General features: G+C 41.5%; 17 protein-coding genes. 10 read left to right on the plus strand and 7 right to left on the minus strand.

The window, feature by feature from the left end:
• Positions 1-6 precede the first annotated feature (6 nt).
• The 3 genes from mobB to QUF78_RS03670 form a co-directional block, all read right to left on the minus strand.
• Positions 7-522 carry a molybdopterin-guanine dinucleotide biosynthesis protein B gene (gene mobB / locus QUF78_RS03660; protein ID WP_289318082.1) on the minus strand — a complete coding sequence of 172 codons (516 nt, stop codon included), beginning with the start codon at positions 520-522 and terminating at the stop codon, positions 7-9.
• The gene (locus QUF78_RS03665; protein ID WP_289323609.1) at positions 510-1,775 is read right to left on the minus strand and encodes a molybdopterin molybdotransferase MoeA; all 1,266 of its coding nucleotides are present in this window, start codon (positions 1,773-1,775) and stop codon (positions 510-512) included. Before QUF78_RS03665 ends, mobB begins: the two co-directional genes overlap by 13 nt.
• Before the next feature lie 98 nt (positions 1,776-1,873).
• Positions 1,874-2,098, minus strand: a complete 225-nt coding sequence (locus QUF78_RS03670) for a DUF1128 domain-containing protein (RefSeq protein WP_289323610.1) — start codon at positions 2,096-2,098, stop codon at positions 1,874-1,876.
• Positions 2,099-2,329: 231 nt separating this feature from the next.
• On the opposite strand from QUF78_RS03670, the gene QUF78_RS03675 reads away from it, so the two are divergent.
• Positions 2,330-2,728: a YtxH domain-containing protein gene (locus tag QUF78_RS03675; protein WP_289323611.1), complete on the plus strand. Its 399-nt coding sequence runs from the start codon at positions 2,330-2,332 to the stop codon at positions 2,726-2,728.
• Positions 2,729-2,744: 16 nt separating this feature from the next.
• Complete coding sequence (locus tag QUF78_RS03680) at positions 2,745-3,584, plus strand: YihY/virulence factor BrkB family protein (RefSeq protein WP_289323612.1); 840 nt, start codon at positions 2,745-2,747, stop codon at positions 3,582-3,584.
• A 234-nt stretch (positions 3,585-3,818) separates the two neighbouring features.
• On the opposite strand, the gene QUF78_RS03685 is transcribed toward QUF78_RS03680, so the two are convergent.
• Both QUF78_RS03685 and QUF78_RS03690 read right to left on the minus strand, forming a co-directional pair.
• Complete coding sequence (locus QUF78_RS03685) at positions 3,819-5,741, minus strand: heavy metal translocating P-type ATPase (protein WP_289323613.1); 1,923 nt, start codon at positions 5,739-5,741, stop codon at positions 3,819-3,821.
• Between the two features lie 323 nt (positions 5,742-6,064).
• Positions 6,065-7,231, minus strand: coding sequence for an MFS transporter (locus QUF78_RS03690; protein WP_289323614.1), 1,167 nt, complete (start codon positions 7,229-7,231; stop codon positions 6,065-6,067).
• Between the two features lie 185 nt (positions 7,232-7,416).
• On the opposite strand from QUF78_RS03690, the gene cax reads away from it, so the two are divergent.
• Positions 7,417-8,475 (plus strand): calcium/proton exchanger, encoded by a 1,059-nt coding sequence (cax, locus tag QUF78_RS03695; protein ID WP_289327218.1) that lies wholly within the window; start codon positions 7,417-7,419, stop codon positions 8,473-8,475.
• Positions 8,476-8,940: 465 nt separating this feature from the next.
• Positions 8,941-9,753, plus strand: a complete 813-nt coding sequence (locus QUF78_RS03700) for a YfkD famly protein (RefSeq protein WP_289323615.1) — start codon at positions 8,941-8,943, stop codon at positions 9,751-9,753.
• 35 nt (positions 9,754-9,788) lie between these two features.
• Here the strand turns inward: QUF78_RS03700 and yfkAB are convergent, their stop codons facing one another.
• Positions 9,789-10,910: a radical SAM/CxCxxxxC motif protein YfkAB gene (gene yfkAB / locus QUF78_RS03705; RefSeq protein ID WP_483313877.1), complete on the minus strand. Its 1,122-nt coding sequence runs from the start codon at positions 10,908-10,910 to the stop codon at positions 9,789-9,791.
• A 156-nt stretch (positions 10,911-11,066) separates the two neighbouring features.
• Here yfkAB and QUF78_RS03710 point away from each other — a divergent pair, with 156 nt between their 5' ends.
• Both QUF78_RS03710 and QUF78_RS03715 read left to right on the plus strand, forming a co-directional pair.
• A complete protein-coding gene (locus QUF78_RS03710) occupies positions 11,067-11,252 on the plus strand; it encodes an SE1561 family protein (RefSeq protein ID WP_289323617.1) in 186 nt (61 codons plus the stop codon).
• Between the two features lie 319 nt (positions 11,253-11,571).
• Positions 11,572-13,140: a fumarate hydratase gene (locus tag QUF78_RS03715; RefSeq protein WP_289323618.1), complete on the plus strand. Its 1,569-nt coding sequence runs from the start codon at positions 11,572-11,574 to the stop codon at positions 13,138-13,140.
• 48 nt (positions 13,141-13,188) lie between these two features.
• Here QUF78_RS03715 and QUF78_RS03720 read toward each other — a convergent pair whose 3' ends face one another.
• Positions 13,189-13,326 carry a hypothetical protein gene (locus tag QUF78_RS03720; protein ID WP_289318072.1) on the minus strand — a complete coding sequence of 46 codons (138 nt, stop codon included), beginning with the start codon at positions 13,324-13,326 and terminating at the stop codon, positions 13,189-13,191.
• A gap of 111 nt (positions 13,327-13,437) precedes the next feature.
• Between QUF78_RS03720 and QUF78_RS03725 the strand changes: the two genes are divergently transcribed.
• The 4 genes from QUF78_RS03725 to rlmD all read left to right on the plus strand — a co-directional run bounded on the left by QUF78_RS03725 (position 13,438) and on the right by rlmD (position 17,111).
• A complete protein-coding gene (locus tag QUF78_RS03725; RefSeq protein ID WP_289318071.1) occupies positions 13,438-13,623 on the plus strand; it encodes a hypothetical protein in 186 nt (61 codons plus the stop codon).
• 313 nt (positions 13,624-13,936) lie between these two features.
• Positions 13,937-14,722 carry a delta-lactam-biosynthetic de-N-acetylase gene (gene pdaA / locus QUF78_RS03730; RefSeq protein ID WP_289323619.1) on the plus strand — a complete coding sequence of 262 codons (786 nt, stop codon included), beginning with the start codon at positions 13,937-13,939 and terminating at the stop codon, positions 14,720-14,722.
• Between the two features lie 122 nt (positions 14,723-14,844).
• Positions 14,845-15,729: a DNA-3-methyladenine glycosylase family protein gene (locus QUF78_RS03735; RefSeq protein ID WP_289323620.1), complete on the plus strand. Its 885-nt coding sequence runs from the start codon at positions 14,845-14,847 to the stop codon at positions 15,727-15,729.
• The gene (gene rlmD / locus QUF78_RS03740; protein WP_289323621.1) at positions 15,726-17,111 is read left to right on the plus strand and encodes a 23S rRNA (uracil(1939)-C(5))-methyltransferase RlmD; all 1,386 of its coding nucleotides are present in this window, start codon (positions 15,726-15,728) and stop codon (positions 17,109-17,111) included. Before QUF78_RS03735 ends, rlmD begins: the two co-directional genes overlap by 4 nt.
• Positions 17,112-17,221 lie beyond the last annotated feature (110 nt).

The following is a 17,221-nucleotide window of genomic DNA, read 5'->3' on the forward strand; positions in this document are numbered from 1 at the left end:
CCTCCTTCATATTTGTTTTAAGAACCATGGAATGAAATCGTCCGAATTCAAAGGGAAGACTGGTACTGAAGCATGATTCCTGGTGCGTTCCAGACATTCGGGCCAAGCCACCGCTGCTTTGACATTAGTAAGCCGTTCCAATAACAGGAGGTCGCTTTCTTCTTTGATTAAAATGACCTTAGGATAGTCCTCTTGCTTATAACCTTCAATTAAAATCACATCGGGGAGGAATAGACCCAATAATTGAATCAGCTCAGTGATAGGGGCTCCCCCCTTGAAATTGCCGAGCAATTCTATTGTCCCGTCTCCTTCAACAAGTGAAGCGGCTGCTCCAGCCTGAAAGTGTTTATTGGAATCCTTCATGCCTGTGACATCTGGTTTTCCGCCATGTCCATGGTGTTTTAAAACGGCTGTCTCTAATTTTGCTGCGCGAAGCTTTTCGATAATATTCGTTATGAAAGTCGTTTTTCCTCTATTTTGGTAGCCAACCACCTGAAAAATAAAAGGCTTCACCAAGGCCATTTGCATCCTTCTTGATCATCGAGAAGCAGGATGTCCACAAAATCTCCCGTTTGAAAACCACGGGTCCCCCCAGGTAAGACGGTCAGTGAATTGGCACCTGCCAAGCTTGTCGTAATATTGGATTTATCAACTCCGCTGGGAATTACTTTCAACTGGCCGGATTCGTAAAATAATCGGGTTCGAAGCAGACGTGAGAATGGATTGGGCTTTAAGAAATCTTCTGCCAATTGAGCCGTCTCTTTTCGTAAATGCGGATATTCCGAAAACAGCATGGTGCGGATGATCGGTCTTGCAAATAGTTCAAAGCCGACATAACTGGCGGATGGATTGCCGGATAAACCGAATAAAAATTTGTTATTAAATACGGCTACCGTCGTCACGCTGCCCGGGCGCATGGCCACTTTGTTGAATAAGACATCAGCTCCAATTTGTTGATAAATATCTGGGAGAAGATCAAAATCACCGACGGAAACGCCTCCCGTTGTGATTAGCAGATCGACTTCCTCCAAGGCCGTAGAAATGGCCTCGTAGCTTAATTCGAGTTCATCTTTAAGTTTTCCATAAAAACGGACTTCTCCTCCAGCCCTCCGAATTTGGGCGGAGATGGCATGAGAATTACTGTTGCGAATCTTACCAGGCTGCAAGGGTTCATTAACATCAAGAAGTTCCGAACCTGTAGCGAATAATCCGACGACAGGCTTCTTGGCAACAGGGACTTCAGCATAACCGAATGTTGCCAATAAGCCGATGATCCCTGGGTTGATCGCTGTTCCTTTTTTTACAAGAACTTCTCCTTTCTTTGCGTCCTCACCTTGAAAAGAAACGTTTTCCCCTTCCTTTAGTGAGCGTTTAAATGATATGTACTTCTTTCCGTCCTTTTCGAAATCCTTCGTGAGCTCGAGCATGATTACGGCATCACACTCAGCAGGCATCTGAGCTCCAGTCATGATTCTTGCCACTTGGTTTTTTTGTACGGGAATAGTCGATACCATACCAGCAGCTAATTCTTCAACCACTTCGAACTCGAGAGGGTTATTTATGGAACCGTCAACGGTATCCTTGGACCTGAGGGCGAATCCATCATATGGCGAGCGATTAAAATGCGGAACATCATTTGTAGCTGTAATATCTTGAGCCAAAAAACGGTCTTGGCTTTCCTCGAGGGGAATCAGTTCCATATGTCCGTTTAATTTATGCTTCATCACTTTTTCCACTGCTTCTGCAATACTGATGGGCGTTCTTCTTTCTACCATGCTTACAACCCCTGTCTGTTTTTAAAATCTCTATAACAAATGTAGCAGGATTTTTAAAAAAATGAAAAAAATCCTCACCGTATGGGAGGATCTAAATGTTACTTATTACGCAGTCTTCCAAGTTCTTCGGCGATTGCTTCCATTTCACGGACACTGAAATTCGTTTTTTTCATCACCATTATATAGATATCGTGCAGTTCTTCGTACATTTCGATATCAAAATGGGTTGATTTGATTGCACCGAAGTTCATCACTTTTAATTTATCCTTAATTGCTTCGACCATAAACTCTACACTTTCGGCTGTGTTTTGTGTTAAATCCATATTCCTCATCCTTTCTTACGTTCCTAAATTATTTTCATCTTTGCATGATTATCCCTAGAAGTCAATGGATATTCGGGTGGAAAGCGAAGCTTGATCCCCAATTCACTTTGTCATCTCCACGTTTTAAAGTGAGAGAGTTTGGGAAAAGATAGGAAAAAACTTTTTTAAACATTGTATAATGGAGATAGCTACCATTATCCATGAACCAATATATGACGAGGAGGAGAATATATGAGCAACATTCGAGAAGAATATAAGTGTGCCAAGAAAAGTAAATTTATGCAAGCGGTCTTTATTGGGGCGTTAGCAGGGGCTGCAGTAAGCCTTTTTGATAAGAATACACGTTATTCTGTATTGGAAAACAGCAAAAGTTGCATGAGTAATATGAAAGAATTCGTGAAGAATCCCAATGGGGTGCTTACACAAGTACGTGAAACATCATCTAAGGTACGTTCCACTGTTGAAAAAATCTCCGATGATGTATCCTTCATTTCCCAAAAGGTGGAGGAAATGAAAGATATTCCTTCGCAAGTTGCCCAAGTGGTGATGGAGACGAAGGAAGTCTTTGCTGCAGAGCAGGAAGAGTCATCTTCAATTCAGGATCCACAAGAACGGGTCTCCTTAAATTAGAAAATGAGGTGGAGGTATGGCCAATAAAAAAGAATGGCTGAAAGGCTCATTCTTCAAGACTTTCATAAAACGGTTACATATGGATGATGTGTCGGGACTTGCCGCACAGCTGTCTTATTTCTTCTTACTTTCCCTGTTTCCGTTACTTATTTTTTTGTTCACTTTATTGGCCTATCTGCCATTTTCCCAGGAAGATATTTTAAATACCATCCGTACATATGCACCTGAAGATTCGATGAATATCATTGAGGCTAACCTATCGGAAGTGATGGAAGCGAATGGTACTTTATTGTCGTTTGGTGTCATCGGGACGATATGGTCGGCATCAAATGGGATGAATGCAATCATTAAAGCATTTAACCATGCATATGGTGTAAAAGAAAGTCGAACTTTCTTTATTTCCCGGGGAATGTCGATTCTTCTCACTTTAGCGATGATATTTGTTTTTATTGTCGTTTTATTGCTTCCGATATTCGGAAAACAAATCGGAGTATTCCTATTTGCCGAGATTGGGCAATCCGATGAGTTTCTAACGATTTGGAACCAACTGCGCTGGGTGATCAGTACGCTGGTATTTTTGATTGTGTTCACGATCCTTTATTGGATTGCGCCCAACAAAAGACTGAAATGCATAACAGTATTGCCCGGTTCTATCTTTGCAACGGTAGGATGGAGTATCGTTTCCTTTTTGTTTTCTTTTTATGTGGAGAACTTCGCTAATTATTCCGCGACTTATGGAAGCCTTGGAGGAATAATCGTATTAATGGTCTGGTTTTATTTATCGGGGCTAATCATCATACTGGGCGGGGAAATAAATGCCCTAATAAGTGTAAAGGAAAATCCAGAATGTGAATGAGCTTCCTGGAGTTACCTTAGTAGCGGACTTTAATTCTGCAGATACTATTCAAGAAATGACAACTTTTGTAGAGGAGGAGTTCTTTCATGAGTAAAAAGGATGGCAGCACAAAGCAAAAAGGAAAAAATAAAGGTTCGAACCATAAAACATCAGGTTCTGCAAACGGTAAGAACGGATATCACTAACTGAAACGAACATAAAAAAAGGGAGCCTTTAGGGGCTCCTTATTCATGTTTAGTTTCTCAAAAGTCTTAAGCTATTCAGTATAACGAGAATTGTGCTTCCTTCATGGCCAATGACGCCATATGGAAGGTCGAGAAATTGAAGGAAATTAGATGCTATCAGGATCATGATGACCGAAATCGAGAAAATGACGTTTTGTTTGATGATTCGATTCATTTTCTTGGATAATTTGACGGCTTCGGCGATACGTGGCAGGTCATTCTTCATCAGAACAACATCCGCTGTCTCCAAGGCAACATCCGTGCCTTCACCCATTGCGATCCCAACAGAAGCTGTTGCTAGTGCAGGTGCATCATTGATGCCATCCCCAACCATTGCTACAGTGCCAAAATGTTCTTTCAGCTTTTTCACTTCATTCACTTTGGTTTCAGGGAGGCATTCGGCAATATATGCATCAATGTGACTCTCCGACGCAATTGCTTTAGCGGTTTTTTCACCATCGCCTGTCAGCATGACAGTATGGATACCCTCATTTTTCAAAGCTTCGATGGCAGCAATCGTTTCTTCGCGTACGACATCTTTCAAAGTGAGTATACCGGCAATCCCTTGATCATCTTTTGCAAAAACTATTGTCTTACCTTGTTCAGCCAATGTCAGCGCAATGCCATTTTGGAATCGTTCAGCTTCACTGCGACCGACGAAATCAGCTTTTCCAACTTGCCAAAGCACGCCATTGAAATAAGCTTGAACCCCATTACCTGAAATATCTTCCATGTTATCCGGTTTAATGATGTCCTTCTTTTGCAATTTCGTTTTAGCATAACGTACGATCGATGTTGCCAAAGGGTGGTTTGAATAATTTTCAACAGATGCAATATGAAATAAGAAATCTTCTTCGTTTAAATCTTCGCGGATAATGACATCCGTGACCTCTGGTTTTCCTTTTGTTAATGTTCCGGTTTTATCTAAGGCAATCGCCTGCAGGTTTCCTAGATTCTCAAGATGTATGCCACCTTTAAATAAAATGCCATGACGTGCACCATTTGATATGGCAGAAAGTGTAGCTGGCATAATGGAGGCTACAAGGGCACAAGGAGAAGCGACAACGAGCAGGATCATTGCTCTGTAGAACGTTTCGGTCCAACTCCAGCCCAATAAGAAATGGGGCACGAACATCATTAAGCCGACAACTGACAATACCACTTTTACATAAGTCCCCTCAAACTGTTCAATGAACAGCTGGGAGGGTGACTTTTCGCTTTGTGCAGATTGAACGAGAGTGATTATCTTTTGAAATAATGTTTCATTTGCTGGTTTTGTAATTTCCACGGTAATCGTTCCACGGAGATTAACCGTTCCCGCAAATACTTCATCATCCAAGGCTTTACTGACTGGCATGGATTCGCCAGTGATTGCCGCTTCATCGATATTGGTACGGCCATCCGTGATTTTTCCATCTGAAGGAACTCGCTCACCTGGTTTCACTAATATGAGATCCCCGATACGCAGCTGGGAAACGGATACGGTTTCTTCATATCCGTTAGTGATGCGCAACGCTTCTTCAGGCTGTAAGTCCATAAGTGCCGAAATTTCTTTATGGCTTTTATTCATCGTGTATGTCTCAAGCGCACCGCTTAAAGCAAAGATGAAAATCAATATGGCGCCTTCAGTCCAGTATCCGATGATCGCTGAACCGATGGCGGCAAAAATCATCAGCATCTCAACATTCAATTCCCGGTCGGCGATTGTATCTTCTATGCCTTCTTTTGCCTTGGCATATCCGCCAATCAGGAAAGAGGCTAAGTATATGACTATGGAAGTGGACTCCATTCCGTTCTTTGAAAAAGCCCAGCCCAAAACTATTAATAATCCGCTGAATAAGGCAGCAATAAGTTCTAAATGAGGTTTTGCTTTTTCCAACCAAGAGGTTTTGCATGTAGCCGGTTGGGTTAAATGTTTAGTATCTGTAGTCATAAGATTCCCTCCCACATTCTTCTCTATTTTTGTGTAAATGATATAGATTATCATTTGTTTAATACCTAATTGAGAAAGATAATCAACGTCATTTCTCTGGATAAAATATGAAAGCTGCCATCGTAATTGCGATGACAGCAATGTTTTCAAAGGTTTATTAACGTGATGTCCCTTTTGTTAATATTATATTACCACATATCCTATTCAGAAATAAAGAAGAATGATTCTAATCTAGTAAAAAATATAAAGTGCATTTACAGGCACTATTGCTAAATACCATGCAAATTGAATAATAAATGGAGTTGTCCAGATAATAAAATATACTACATAACTGAAGCAGGCATTTTCTCCTTAAACAAGGCCAATGAAATGAAGACAAGCAAAAGCATGATACTGATCATATAGAAAAAATTCCCACCCTGAACGTGTTCAATGACCAGGCCGCCAAAGAATGGACCGCCGATGCTGCCGAGACTAAAGAAAATGCTGCATAATAAATTTCCTGCGGGTAAAAGGTTTCGAGGCAAAAGATCTGCCATATAACTGATACCCAGCGAGAAAGTCGAACCGACCATCATTCCGCCAATCATAAAGCAGATGAATAGGCCAAGAACTGAATAGGAATAAATCCCTGCCAGAGTGAATGTGGCAAAGCCTGAAAAAAGAATCGTCAACAAGGTCTTTCGCCGGCCAAAGCGGTCACTGATCATCCCCAGGGGAATCTGTGTAAGCAGGGTCCCGGCGGAAAATGCCGGAATGATGATGGATACTGCGGTTAAATCGATTCCGGAGCGCAAGGCGAATACTGGAAAGTTGCTATTCAATGATGCTTCGAGCACGCCAAAGGTGAACGGAAGTAAAAAAGCGACCCAAGCTATGCGGCTCACCTTTGAAAACCTTTTGAGTGTTCCAAGGAATGATGTGTTTTCAGAGTCATCCTGTTCAGGAAGCTCATTTCTAATAAGGAAAACAGTTAACCAAGTAAGAAGGCTAAGTATGGATGTCATGATGAAAGGCAAAGACTGATTAATCTCGAGAAGCTTCGTCATTAGCGGGCCGACCATGAAGCCAAGACTGAAGAAAAGTCCATAAATGGCAAGATTCCTTCCTCGTTTTGCTATTGGTGAAATAGCAGTGATCCATGTCTGGGTAGCAAAGTGGAGTGTATGATCGCCGATTCCAATGAAGAAACGGAGTACGAACCAAAACCAGAATGATTTCCAAACCGGGAATAAGGCAAGCGATAGAATGACGGTTATCCCGCCAAATAATATCAATGGCTTATACCCGTATTTACGGAGTGGCGCTTCCATAAAAGGAGAAATCAACAGAATCCCAATATAAAGGGAGGCTGAATGGAACCCGTTTAAGGATGAACTGATTCCGTCATTTTCAAAAATGATGGCGATGATCGGCAGAAGCATCCCTTGAGAAAACCCTGATATGCCGACAATAATGATTAGAACACTTAAAAGCAGTTTATTATTCATAAGGTCATGTCTCCTAAGAAATGTATACCTTTTTGATGTTACATCTTAGTAAGAGGATTAAGCAATAGAAATTTGGGTAATTGACAAGAAGCGAAGGGATGATAAAATTTTCCTTTGTCATCGCCCGGAAATTATGTATGATAGTTTTTGTTACATAAAAGAACTATAGGATTGTGAGGAGAAGTATCGTGAATAAAATATTTTTGGGGCTTGTCCTGTTAGGTGTCCCCTTATCTGTCATTGGGTCTTTATTGCATTGGCCGAGCGTAATCATGTTCATAGTATATTGCTTAACAATCGTCGCGCTTGCAGGCTTCATGGGCCGGGCGACTGAAAGCTTAGCGATAGTTATGGGACCAAGGATTGGCGGACTATTGAATGCAACCTTTGGTAATGCAGTAGAATTGATCATATCCATCTTTTCATTAAAAGCGGGACTAGTGGGTGTCGTATTGGCGTCTTTGACTGGTTCCGTTTTAGGAAACTTATTGTTGGTGGCAGGACTATCATTCTTTATCGGAGGGACCAAATATAAACGGCAGAAATTTAGTGTATTCGATGCGAGGCATAATGCCGGCCTGTTAATTTTTGCTGTTATTGTAGCCTTCGTCATACCGGAAGTATTCACACAAAACATGAGTGAATCAAGCACGATGTCGTTAAGTGTCGGAATTTCCATCATTTTGATCTTATTATACCTTGCTGCATTATTCTTTAAATTGGTTACTCACCGAGGGGTATATCAGCATACGGAGCAAACCGAGGAACATGAAGAGGAAGAACCGGAGTGGAGCAAGAAAAAGGCAATTATAATACTTGCTGCCGCTACATTGGCTGTTGCGTTCGTATCGGAGAAACTTGTCCATACGTTCAGCGAAGTGGGGGAAACCTTCGGATGGACGGAGTTATTCATCGGAGTCATTATCGTTGCGATCGTGGGTAACGCGGCAGAACATGCTTCCGCCGTCATAATGGCCTATAAAAATAAAATGGATGTCGCTGTGGAGATTGCCGTTGGTTCCACACTTCAAGTTGCGATGTTCGTAGCACCTGTACTCGTACTGATTTCGTTAATGTATCCAACACATATGCCGCTTGTTTTTACATGGCCAGAACTGATATCAATGGTTACAGCAGTCTTTCTGATGATCATGATTTCGAATGACGGGGAAACGAACTGGTTTGAAGGCCTTACCCTATTGGCTGCTTACTTCATTATGGGGATTGGATTTTACTTATTATAAGAATGCTGGCCTTCCGATGCGGAAGGTCTCTTTTTTATAAATAAAAATAAAAATGACTCTGCTCAGGTTAGATTTAGCAGAGTCATTTCTATATTAGTAAATTACCATCCATAAGTTAATCCAAAATTTTTCATCATGCTTTTGTAAAAGTTGAGAAAATATTCTAGAGTGTCACACCATCCTTTTACATCAGATTTAAGTATAGGCAAATTCGTTTTCTGTCATCTTTTAAAAGGGTGTCGTGGATTGTTCGATAAGCATACCTCCTGAAAGATTTATAGGTATGAACGATTTCGCCTCCTTTTTATAATGTAAATTAAGTATAACCGATTTGAATAGAAAAGTAAATATTCTGAACTTTACAAATATATTACAAAATCGACATCAGATTGAAATGTATAGAATGTCGGCTAAAAACAAAATCTATAAACAAATGATTGAACCCCTCAAAAGGAGTGCGACAGCATGAGAAGAATTATTTTTATTACGATGTTTGCCCTATTTGCCTTCATTCAGGCTAATGTAGGTTTTGCAGCAGATATACCAGGAGATATAGCAACTCCGAATAAGGTGAAAATCCCACCTTCCGTATTGAATATTGCAAAGGAGAATACGTATCCGAACTCGACTCAAGATCTGCCAATGCTACAGCCGAGTAAGTTTGCCGAACAATTGATTGATTCGTCGGATATAAAGATTGAAAATCCAGAACTCATTCATATGTTGAATGAATCAGCAATTGCAAAGGCTCCGCTTGCTTTTGGATACAGGGCGACCATTTACCTTGGCCATTGGGCATTGAATTATGAGTCTTCGGAAACTGCCCCAAACTGGGAATACCAAAAGATCAATATGAATTACTATGATAATCGCGGCGGTGAAGTTCCATACAGGATCCGTTACGTCCAGGAAAGTCAGAAGGCAATAAGTGGCGGTCTGACCGCCAAAATCCCTAAGGCTGAGGATGTTCAAAAGATGATGCTTTTAAAAGCCACGGAAAAAACCAATTTGCCATTGGCTTTCGAAACGATCATCGGAGCTGGTACGAAAAAAGATCAAGTATACAATGTTGCTTCAAATAGGATTGGTTATTTATCCAGTTATGCTTCCGCCGTCAATGAAAAAGGAAAGGTCACATATGGGGAAGTATATTTGAATCTAAAAGGAAATAAAAGAACCATAACGATCAAGAACATCACTTCACAAGGAATCGGGGCATGGATACCGGTTCAGGACCATGTTTCCTTCAGCTTTACAGTCTCGCAGCAACCCAGGTAAAATGAAAAAACTCGCCGGATTGGCGAGTTTTTTCTTCATATGGTTGACTTCCTGATCCTAAAGTCTTCCTTTGGGTAGTAGGCATTCTTGACGAGAACATTTGGGCCGAGACATTTGACTGCCGGGCAGTGGCAGTTCAATTCATTGGCCAGTTTTGAATTCATCCATGTGTCATACGATTCGGTCAATGGCCGATCAATGATATTTCCCAATGTAGGTGCATCACCGAAGTCGGTCACTATAACTTCCCCGGTGAAAATATTAACGTTCAACCGGGAACGTCCATCAGGGTCATTTCGAACAGTCACTTTATGTGAATCATAAAGGCGTTGAAGCAGCTCAATATCCTCTTTACCGTTATTGCAAGGATAAAATGGCAGGGTACCGAAAAGCATCCATACATTTTCATCACGGATATCAAGCAAATGATGAATCGCATCACGCATATTCTCCAATGATAACGTTTCAAGTGCTGAAGCGAAGTCGCTTGGATACATCGGATGAATTTCATGCCTTTGACATCCCATTTCATCGACGATCTGTCTGTGAATATGTTCAAGATGGGGCAAAGTGCGTTTATTAAGCATCGTTTCTGCTGAAACCAGCACACCAGCCTTTGTCAGGGCACGGGAATTTTCGATCATTTTATCAAATAATTTCTTTCGCTGTTCCCACGATGGTTTTCGGTCCATCATGGCGAAGCCGATATCAATGAATTCATCTATCGTTCCCCAGTTATGGGAAATGTGCAGGACATCAAAATAGGGAATGATTTCCTCATACCATTCCAAGTCAAGGGTCAAATTGGAATTGATTTGTGTCCGTACCCCGCGGCTACGGGCATATTTCAATAGAGGCAAAACATAATTCTTCACTTGTTTTCTTGATAGCATCGGTTCTCCGCCAGTGATGCTGAGCGAGCGAAGCAAAGGAATCTCATCAAGGCGCTGAATCAGTAATTCCAGTGGCAGAGCATCGGGATCCTTGGGCTGAAGTGTGTAACCGACAGCACAATGCTCACAACGCATATTGCAAAGTGTGGTGGTTGTGAACTCCACGTTGGTCAGGCTGAGCTTTCCATATTGTTCAACGTCCATATATGCTTCCCAAGGATCATACTTGGGTGTAATTGGTGTTAAAAGGTCTTGCTTGATTATTGACATGTTTAAAACTCCTTACGTAATAATGCACTAACCCATTATGAACAATGGGGACAAAAATTGTCAAATGGCGGAGAGCTGCATTTATAGCTTGCCATTGCACTTTCAAGCAGATTTCGTTACGATGAAAGAAGAATGGAAGGAGAGTGCCTCATGGGAAAATCCATTACAGGTAAAAACGAACAATTAACATACTTAAAAGAACGCCTAACGATGTTCATGGAGGTTCTTGATCATATCGAACCTGAAAATACTGAACTGGAAGATATAGACCGCTTAATCGACATGTTAGATGATTTGGAAGGCAAAGTTGAACAATTCAAAACCAGGGAAGAATAATATCTGTTTCGATAGTATGATTTTTTCAATGTTAATATTCATGAAGGGATGACGTGCAACCTGCGTCATCCCTTTTTTATAAATAATGATGAATAGCGTTCATAACAAATAGGAAATGTTTGGTGATGAAAATTTAGTCATGGGCTATTCTTGGCGCTTTGAAGATTCCTCACCAATTTGCTTTTCATTAAGAAAAATAATTACTTGTTTTCGAAAGATTATGTTAGATGTATAATAAAACGGGTGTTGTATCATTCGCTATTTATAGAGAAGCAGGGAAATGATTAAATCTAGGGGAAATAAGAGGGGGAAGAGAAATTTGGATATTCAAAAATTCCAAGAAAGTATGTACAGTCTTATCGTTGAAACTTCAACGAATCTTCCAAAGGATGTTCGTCGTGCGGTCAAAAGTGCAAAACAACGTGAAAATGCAGGTACTCGTTCTGCATTGAGCTTGGCCACCATCACGAATAATATTACAATGGCTGACGACAATGTATCACCGATTTGTCAGGATACGGGTCTGCCGACTTTCAAAATAAAAACTCCAGTTGGCGTGAACCAACTTGAAATAAAAGAAGCAATCCGAAATGCAATCATTTTAGCAACAAAGGGCGGAAAACTTCGTCCAAACGCCGTTGACTCTTTATCGGGTGAAAATAGCGGGGATAACCTTGGGGAAGGTCTTCCTGTCATGAAGTTCGATCAATGGGAAAAAGACTACATTGATGTTCGTCTCATCTTAAAAGGCGGCGGCTGTGAAAACAAAAACATCCAATACAGTCTTCCTATGGAGCTTGAAGGATTGGGGAAAGCGGGCCGTGACTTGGACGGAATCCGTAAATGTGTCCTTCACTCTGTTTACCAAGCACAAGGACAAGGCTGCAGTGCCGGCTTCATCGGCGTTGGTATCGGCGGTGACCGTTCATCCGGATATGATCTGGCTAAGGCTCAACTTTTCCGCAGTAATGAAGATGTGAATCCGAATGAAGATCTTCGTAAACTTGAAGATTACATCATGAAGACAGCTAATGAATTGGGAATCGGCACGATGGGCTTTGGCGGCGAAACTACACTGCTTGGATGTAAAATCGGTGTCATGCACCGTATTCCTGCAAGCTTTTTCGTATCCGTGGCTTATAACTGCTGGGCTTTCCGCCGTTTAGGAGTGAAAGTTAATCCGGAAACAGGCGAAATCAATGAGTGGTTATATCAAGAAGGAGAGAAAATCGACTTCGCTCTAGAAGCAGAAAAAGAAGCGAAGGAAGAAGTGGCAGCCGCTGTAGAACCCGACGTTGAAGCTTCCCGTGAAATCACCCTGCAAGCACCTATCACGGAAGAGCAAATCCGTGAATTGAAAGTTGGTGACGTAGTTCATATTAACGGCAGAATGTATACGGGCCGTGACGCTATCCACAAACATTTATCTGAAAATCCTGCTCCAATCGACCTGGATGGACAAATCATCTATCACTGTGGACCAGTAATGCTGAAGGACGAAGAAGGTAAATGGCATGTGAAGGCTGCGGGACCAACAACAAGTATTCGTGAAGAACCATACCAAGGTGATATCATGAAACGATTTGGCATCCGTGCAGTTATCGGTAAAGGCGGAATGGGACCAAAAACACTTGAGGCACTAAGTGAACACGGCGGCGTTTATCTAAACGCAATCGGCGGAGCTGCTCAATATTATGCAGACTGCATCAAATCCGTAGAAGGCGTGAACTTCACTGAATTTGGTATTCCTGAAGCAATGTGGCATCTGAATGTTGAAGGATTTACAGCCGTTGTTACCATGGATTCACATGGTAACAGCTTGCATAAAGATGTTCAGCAATCTTCATTGGAAAAATTGGCACAATTCAAAGAACCAGTTTTTAAATAAATGTATGGCAAAAGACGCTCACCAATCGGTTGAGCGTCTTTTGCTATCTTACTCTTCTATTTCCGGCAGTGGATCGACCCTCGAAGAATCCTCTAAATTCAATCCACTTTTCACAAAATGAATAAACACTCCACCACCTAAACCAAGACAACCAACAAAGCCTAACGTGATAACCCATTCCAGCATTTCATTCCCCCCTTGCTAAATGTATATGAAAAAAAAGGCGATAATTACCTTAGAAAAGTACAATCTTTTGGAACGGTCGCACATACATTAGAAGAGAAAGGGGGGATTTTCATGCAGAATAGCTACATCTTATTCTTTATCGCCATGTTAACCGGTTTTGCTTTCATCAAACTTCCTGTGGCAAACACGATCTTCTCCGGTCTTGAAACATTCCTGGACGTAGTCGGAATTGTAACAGTTCTCATTTTCGCTATCGCCATTATTTGGAAAGCGGCACAAGCGTTATTTAAAGGATAAACCAATATGGAGGGGCCAATCCTTTTCGGAGGAAAGGCCTTTTTTGCGTGGGATTAAGATTTTGTTGAGAGGAATCGTCCCACAATTCGATAATTCGTTCTAAAGCGGGAATAATTCGACCCCCAACCCGATAATCCGCCCTAAAGCGAGGATAATTCGATCCCCAACCCGATAATCCCGCCCTAAAGCGAGAATAATTCGACCCCAACCCGATAAATTCGACCCACAATTCGATAATTCGACCTTCACAATATCATGCATATAAATCTCTATGTTCCAAACACTAAGAAAAAAGAACATGGGGGATATTCCAATGAAAAAAATGGTGATTTTTTCCGCTTTTATATGCTTGATATGCTCTTTGGCAAGTCCAGCTTTTGCGGAATCCTATAACTGGGGTTTCAATAAAGGAAGAAATGGGACACCTGCCGATGCCGGTAAAAAATTCAATGAAATGCTGCCTAAATATGAAGCGATTTATAAAGGGGATACAAAGAAAAAAGACGTTTATTTAACATTTGATAACGGTTATGAAAATGGTTATACGGCACAGATTTTAGATGTTCTGAAGAAACATAAGGCTCCGGGAGCTTTTTTTGTCACGGGTCATTATTTAAAAACGGCGCCTGAGCTTGTTATCCGTATGGCTAATGAAGGGCATATCGTGGGGAACCATTCATGGAACCATCCGGATATGACCAGCGTGACGGACGATGTCATTCGCACTGAGCTCGAGCGGGTAAAAAAAGCGACGGAAAAATTAACCGGGCAACAGGGAATGAATTACTTAAGGCCGCCTCGTGGGGTATTTAATGAAAGAACAATGAAAATCGCAAAAAGAGAAGGGTATTACCACATCTTTTGGTCACTGGCATATAGAGACTGGATTGTCGATCAACAAAAGGGTGCCGCGTTTGCACACGATGAGGTGCTTAAGCAGATACATCCCGGCGCGATATTATTACTGCATACAGTATCGAGGGATAATGCGGAAGCACTTGACTCGATACTGACGGATCTTGAAAAACAGGGATACACATTCAGCAGCCTTGATGATTTAATGATTGAGAAACAATTGCCAAACCGAATGCTTTATTAAAATTAAAAGCGGGTCCTGTAGTGATGATTCAGGTCCCGCTTTTATCCATTCTCCTCTATTTCAAGTAATATTTCTGGAAACATGCTATAATACGTGGAAAACTGCTAAAGGATGGATCGATTGTGTGGACAGAAAAATTACAGGTTCAAGGACCCTATAATTTCGATCTAGTTCTCGAACGATTATCGTTAGACCCACTTCAGGTAGTTGATTTTACTAACAGGACGGTAAAAGTTCCGCTATATATAGAAAAAGAACCAATCGTTTTGCAGGTTCAGGCAATTGGGAATATCGAAGAACCATTTTTTATCATCAAAGGTCATTCAGAAGAGGACAAGTCTAAAGCAATCGAACGGTTAAAAAAGGTTTTTCATTGGCATCAGCCATTAGAAGGCGTTTCCCAGCATTTTCGGGAATCCGATTTGCGGGAAATCTTCGAGGAGCACCGCGGTACAGCCATAGTCTTGGACTTCGATTACTACAGTTGCCTCGTCAAATGCATCATACATCAGCAATTAAACCTATCTTTTGCTCATACGCTCACGGAACGATTCGTTAAAACATTCGGCTACCAGATAGAAGGTGCCTGGTTTTATCCGACACCGGAAACAACCGCCCAACTTCAAGTTGAGCAATTAAGGGCCATTCAATTCAGTGGCCGGAAAGCGGAATACGTCATCGGGCTTTCCGAGCAAATCATTCAGGGCCATCTCAATCTTGGTATAATGGATAAGCTTTCCGATCAAGAGGTTATGGATACACTAATAAAAATACGCGGTATCGGTAGATGGACGGCTGAAAACTTCCTGCTTTTTGGACTCGGCCGGCAGAACCTATTTCCCAAAGCCGATATTGGCATTCAAAATGCCTTGAAAATATTATATGGCTTACCGCAAAAGCCAACCCAAGAAGAAATGGAATCCTATAGTGTGAACTGGGCTCCATATCTAAGCTACGCTTCCCTCTATTTGTGGAGAAGCATCGAAAAACGGAGTGAAAAGAAATGACAAACATTCAAGATACAAAACTGGAAGTGAATCAAACCCTTCCCCTTACCATTAAACGGCTTGGCATTAACGGAGAGGGAGTCGGTTATTTTAAAAAGAAAGTCGTCTTCGTCCCTGGAGCATTACCAGGTGAAGAAATTGTAGCTTTGGTCACAAAAGTACAGCCAAACTTTACCGAAGCGAAAATTAAAACCATCCGGAAAGAATCGCCACATCGGATTGCAGCACCATGTCCGGTTTACGCAGAGTGCGGCGGATGTCAGTTACAGCATTTAAGCTATGACCAGCAGCTTGTAGAAAAACGCGATATCGTCATTCAAGCGATGGAACGTCATTCGGAATTCCCAGTTTCTTCATTAAATATAAAAGAAACGATCGGCATGGAAGATCCATGGAATTATCGCAATAAAAGTCAGTACCAAGTAGGCCAAAAAGATGGCAAATTGATTGCTGGTCTTTACGGTTTGAATTCCCATACACTGATCGATATCCCGAATTGCCTTGTACAGCATAAGGCAACCAATAAAGTAACACGTACGGTGAAAAAGATACTAAAGAACCTGAATATCTCGATTTATAACGAAAGAAAAAGAAAAGGTGTAATCCGTACGGTCATTACTCGGGTAGGCTTTGAAACAGGTGAAGTGCAGGTTGTCCTTGTCACAGGAGCGGAAGAAATTCCACAAAAGGATCAGCTGCTTAAACAAATTCGTGACCAACTGCCAGAAGTGAAATCGGTCGTTCAAAACATCAACAACCAAAACACCTCACTTATCTTTGGGGAAAAAACGATTCATTTGGCAGGCGAAAAAGTCATCAACGAAACATTGGGTGACATATCATACGAACTATCAGCGCGTACATTCTTCCAGCTTAACCCGGTCCAAACTGTTCGCTTATATGATGAAGTGAAAAAAGCAGCAGCTTTAACCGGCACGGAAAAAGTCGTTGACGCTTATTGCGGCGTAGGGACCATTGGACTATGGCTGTCTGAAAATGCCAAAGAAGTCCGAGGAATGGACGTCATTAAAGAATCCATTGAGGACGCCAAGAAAAATGCAAAAAAACATAATCGTAACAATGTATACTATGAAACAGGCAAAGCCGAGAATATCCTGCCACGCTGGACCAAAGAAGGCTGGAAACCGGATGTACTCGTCGTCGATCCGCCAAGATCAGGCTGTGATCAATCCCTACTGCAAACAATCTTGAAAGTTAAACCGAAAACCATTGTGTACGTATCATGTAACCCATCCACATTGGCGAAGGACTTACAAGAACTAAGCAGTTCATATAGCGTTGAAACCATGCAGCCGGTGGACATGTTCCCGCAGACGAGTCATGTTGAAGTAGTTACCTCGTTGAAGCTGATTAAAGAATAAGCAGAAGGATCCGGGAATCTGTAAAAGGTTCTCGGATTTTCCTCTGCGTTTATTTCCATCCATTTGTGAAATAATGAAGGTACTGTGAAAATTGAGAAATACATAGGAGG

This window comes from Peribacillus sp. ACCC06369 (assembly GCF_030348945.1).
GTDB lineage: Bacteria > Bacillota > Bacilli > Bacillales > DSM-1321 > Peribacillus.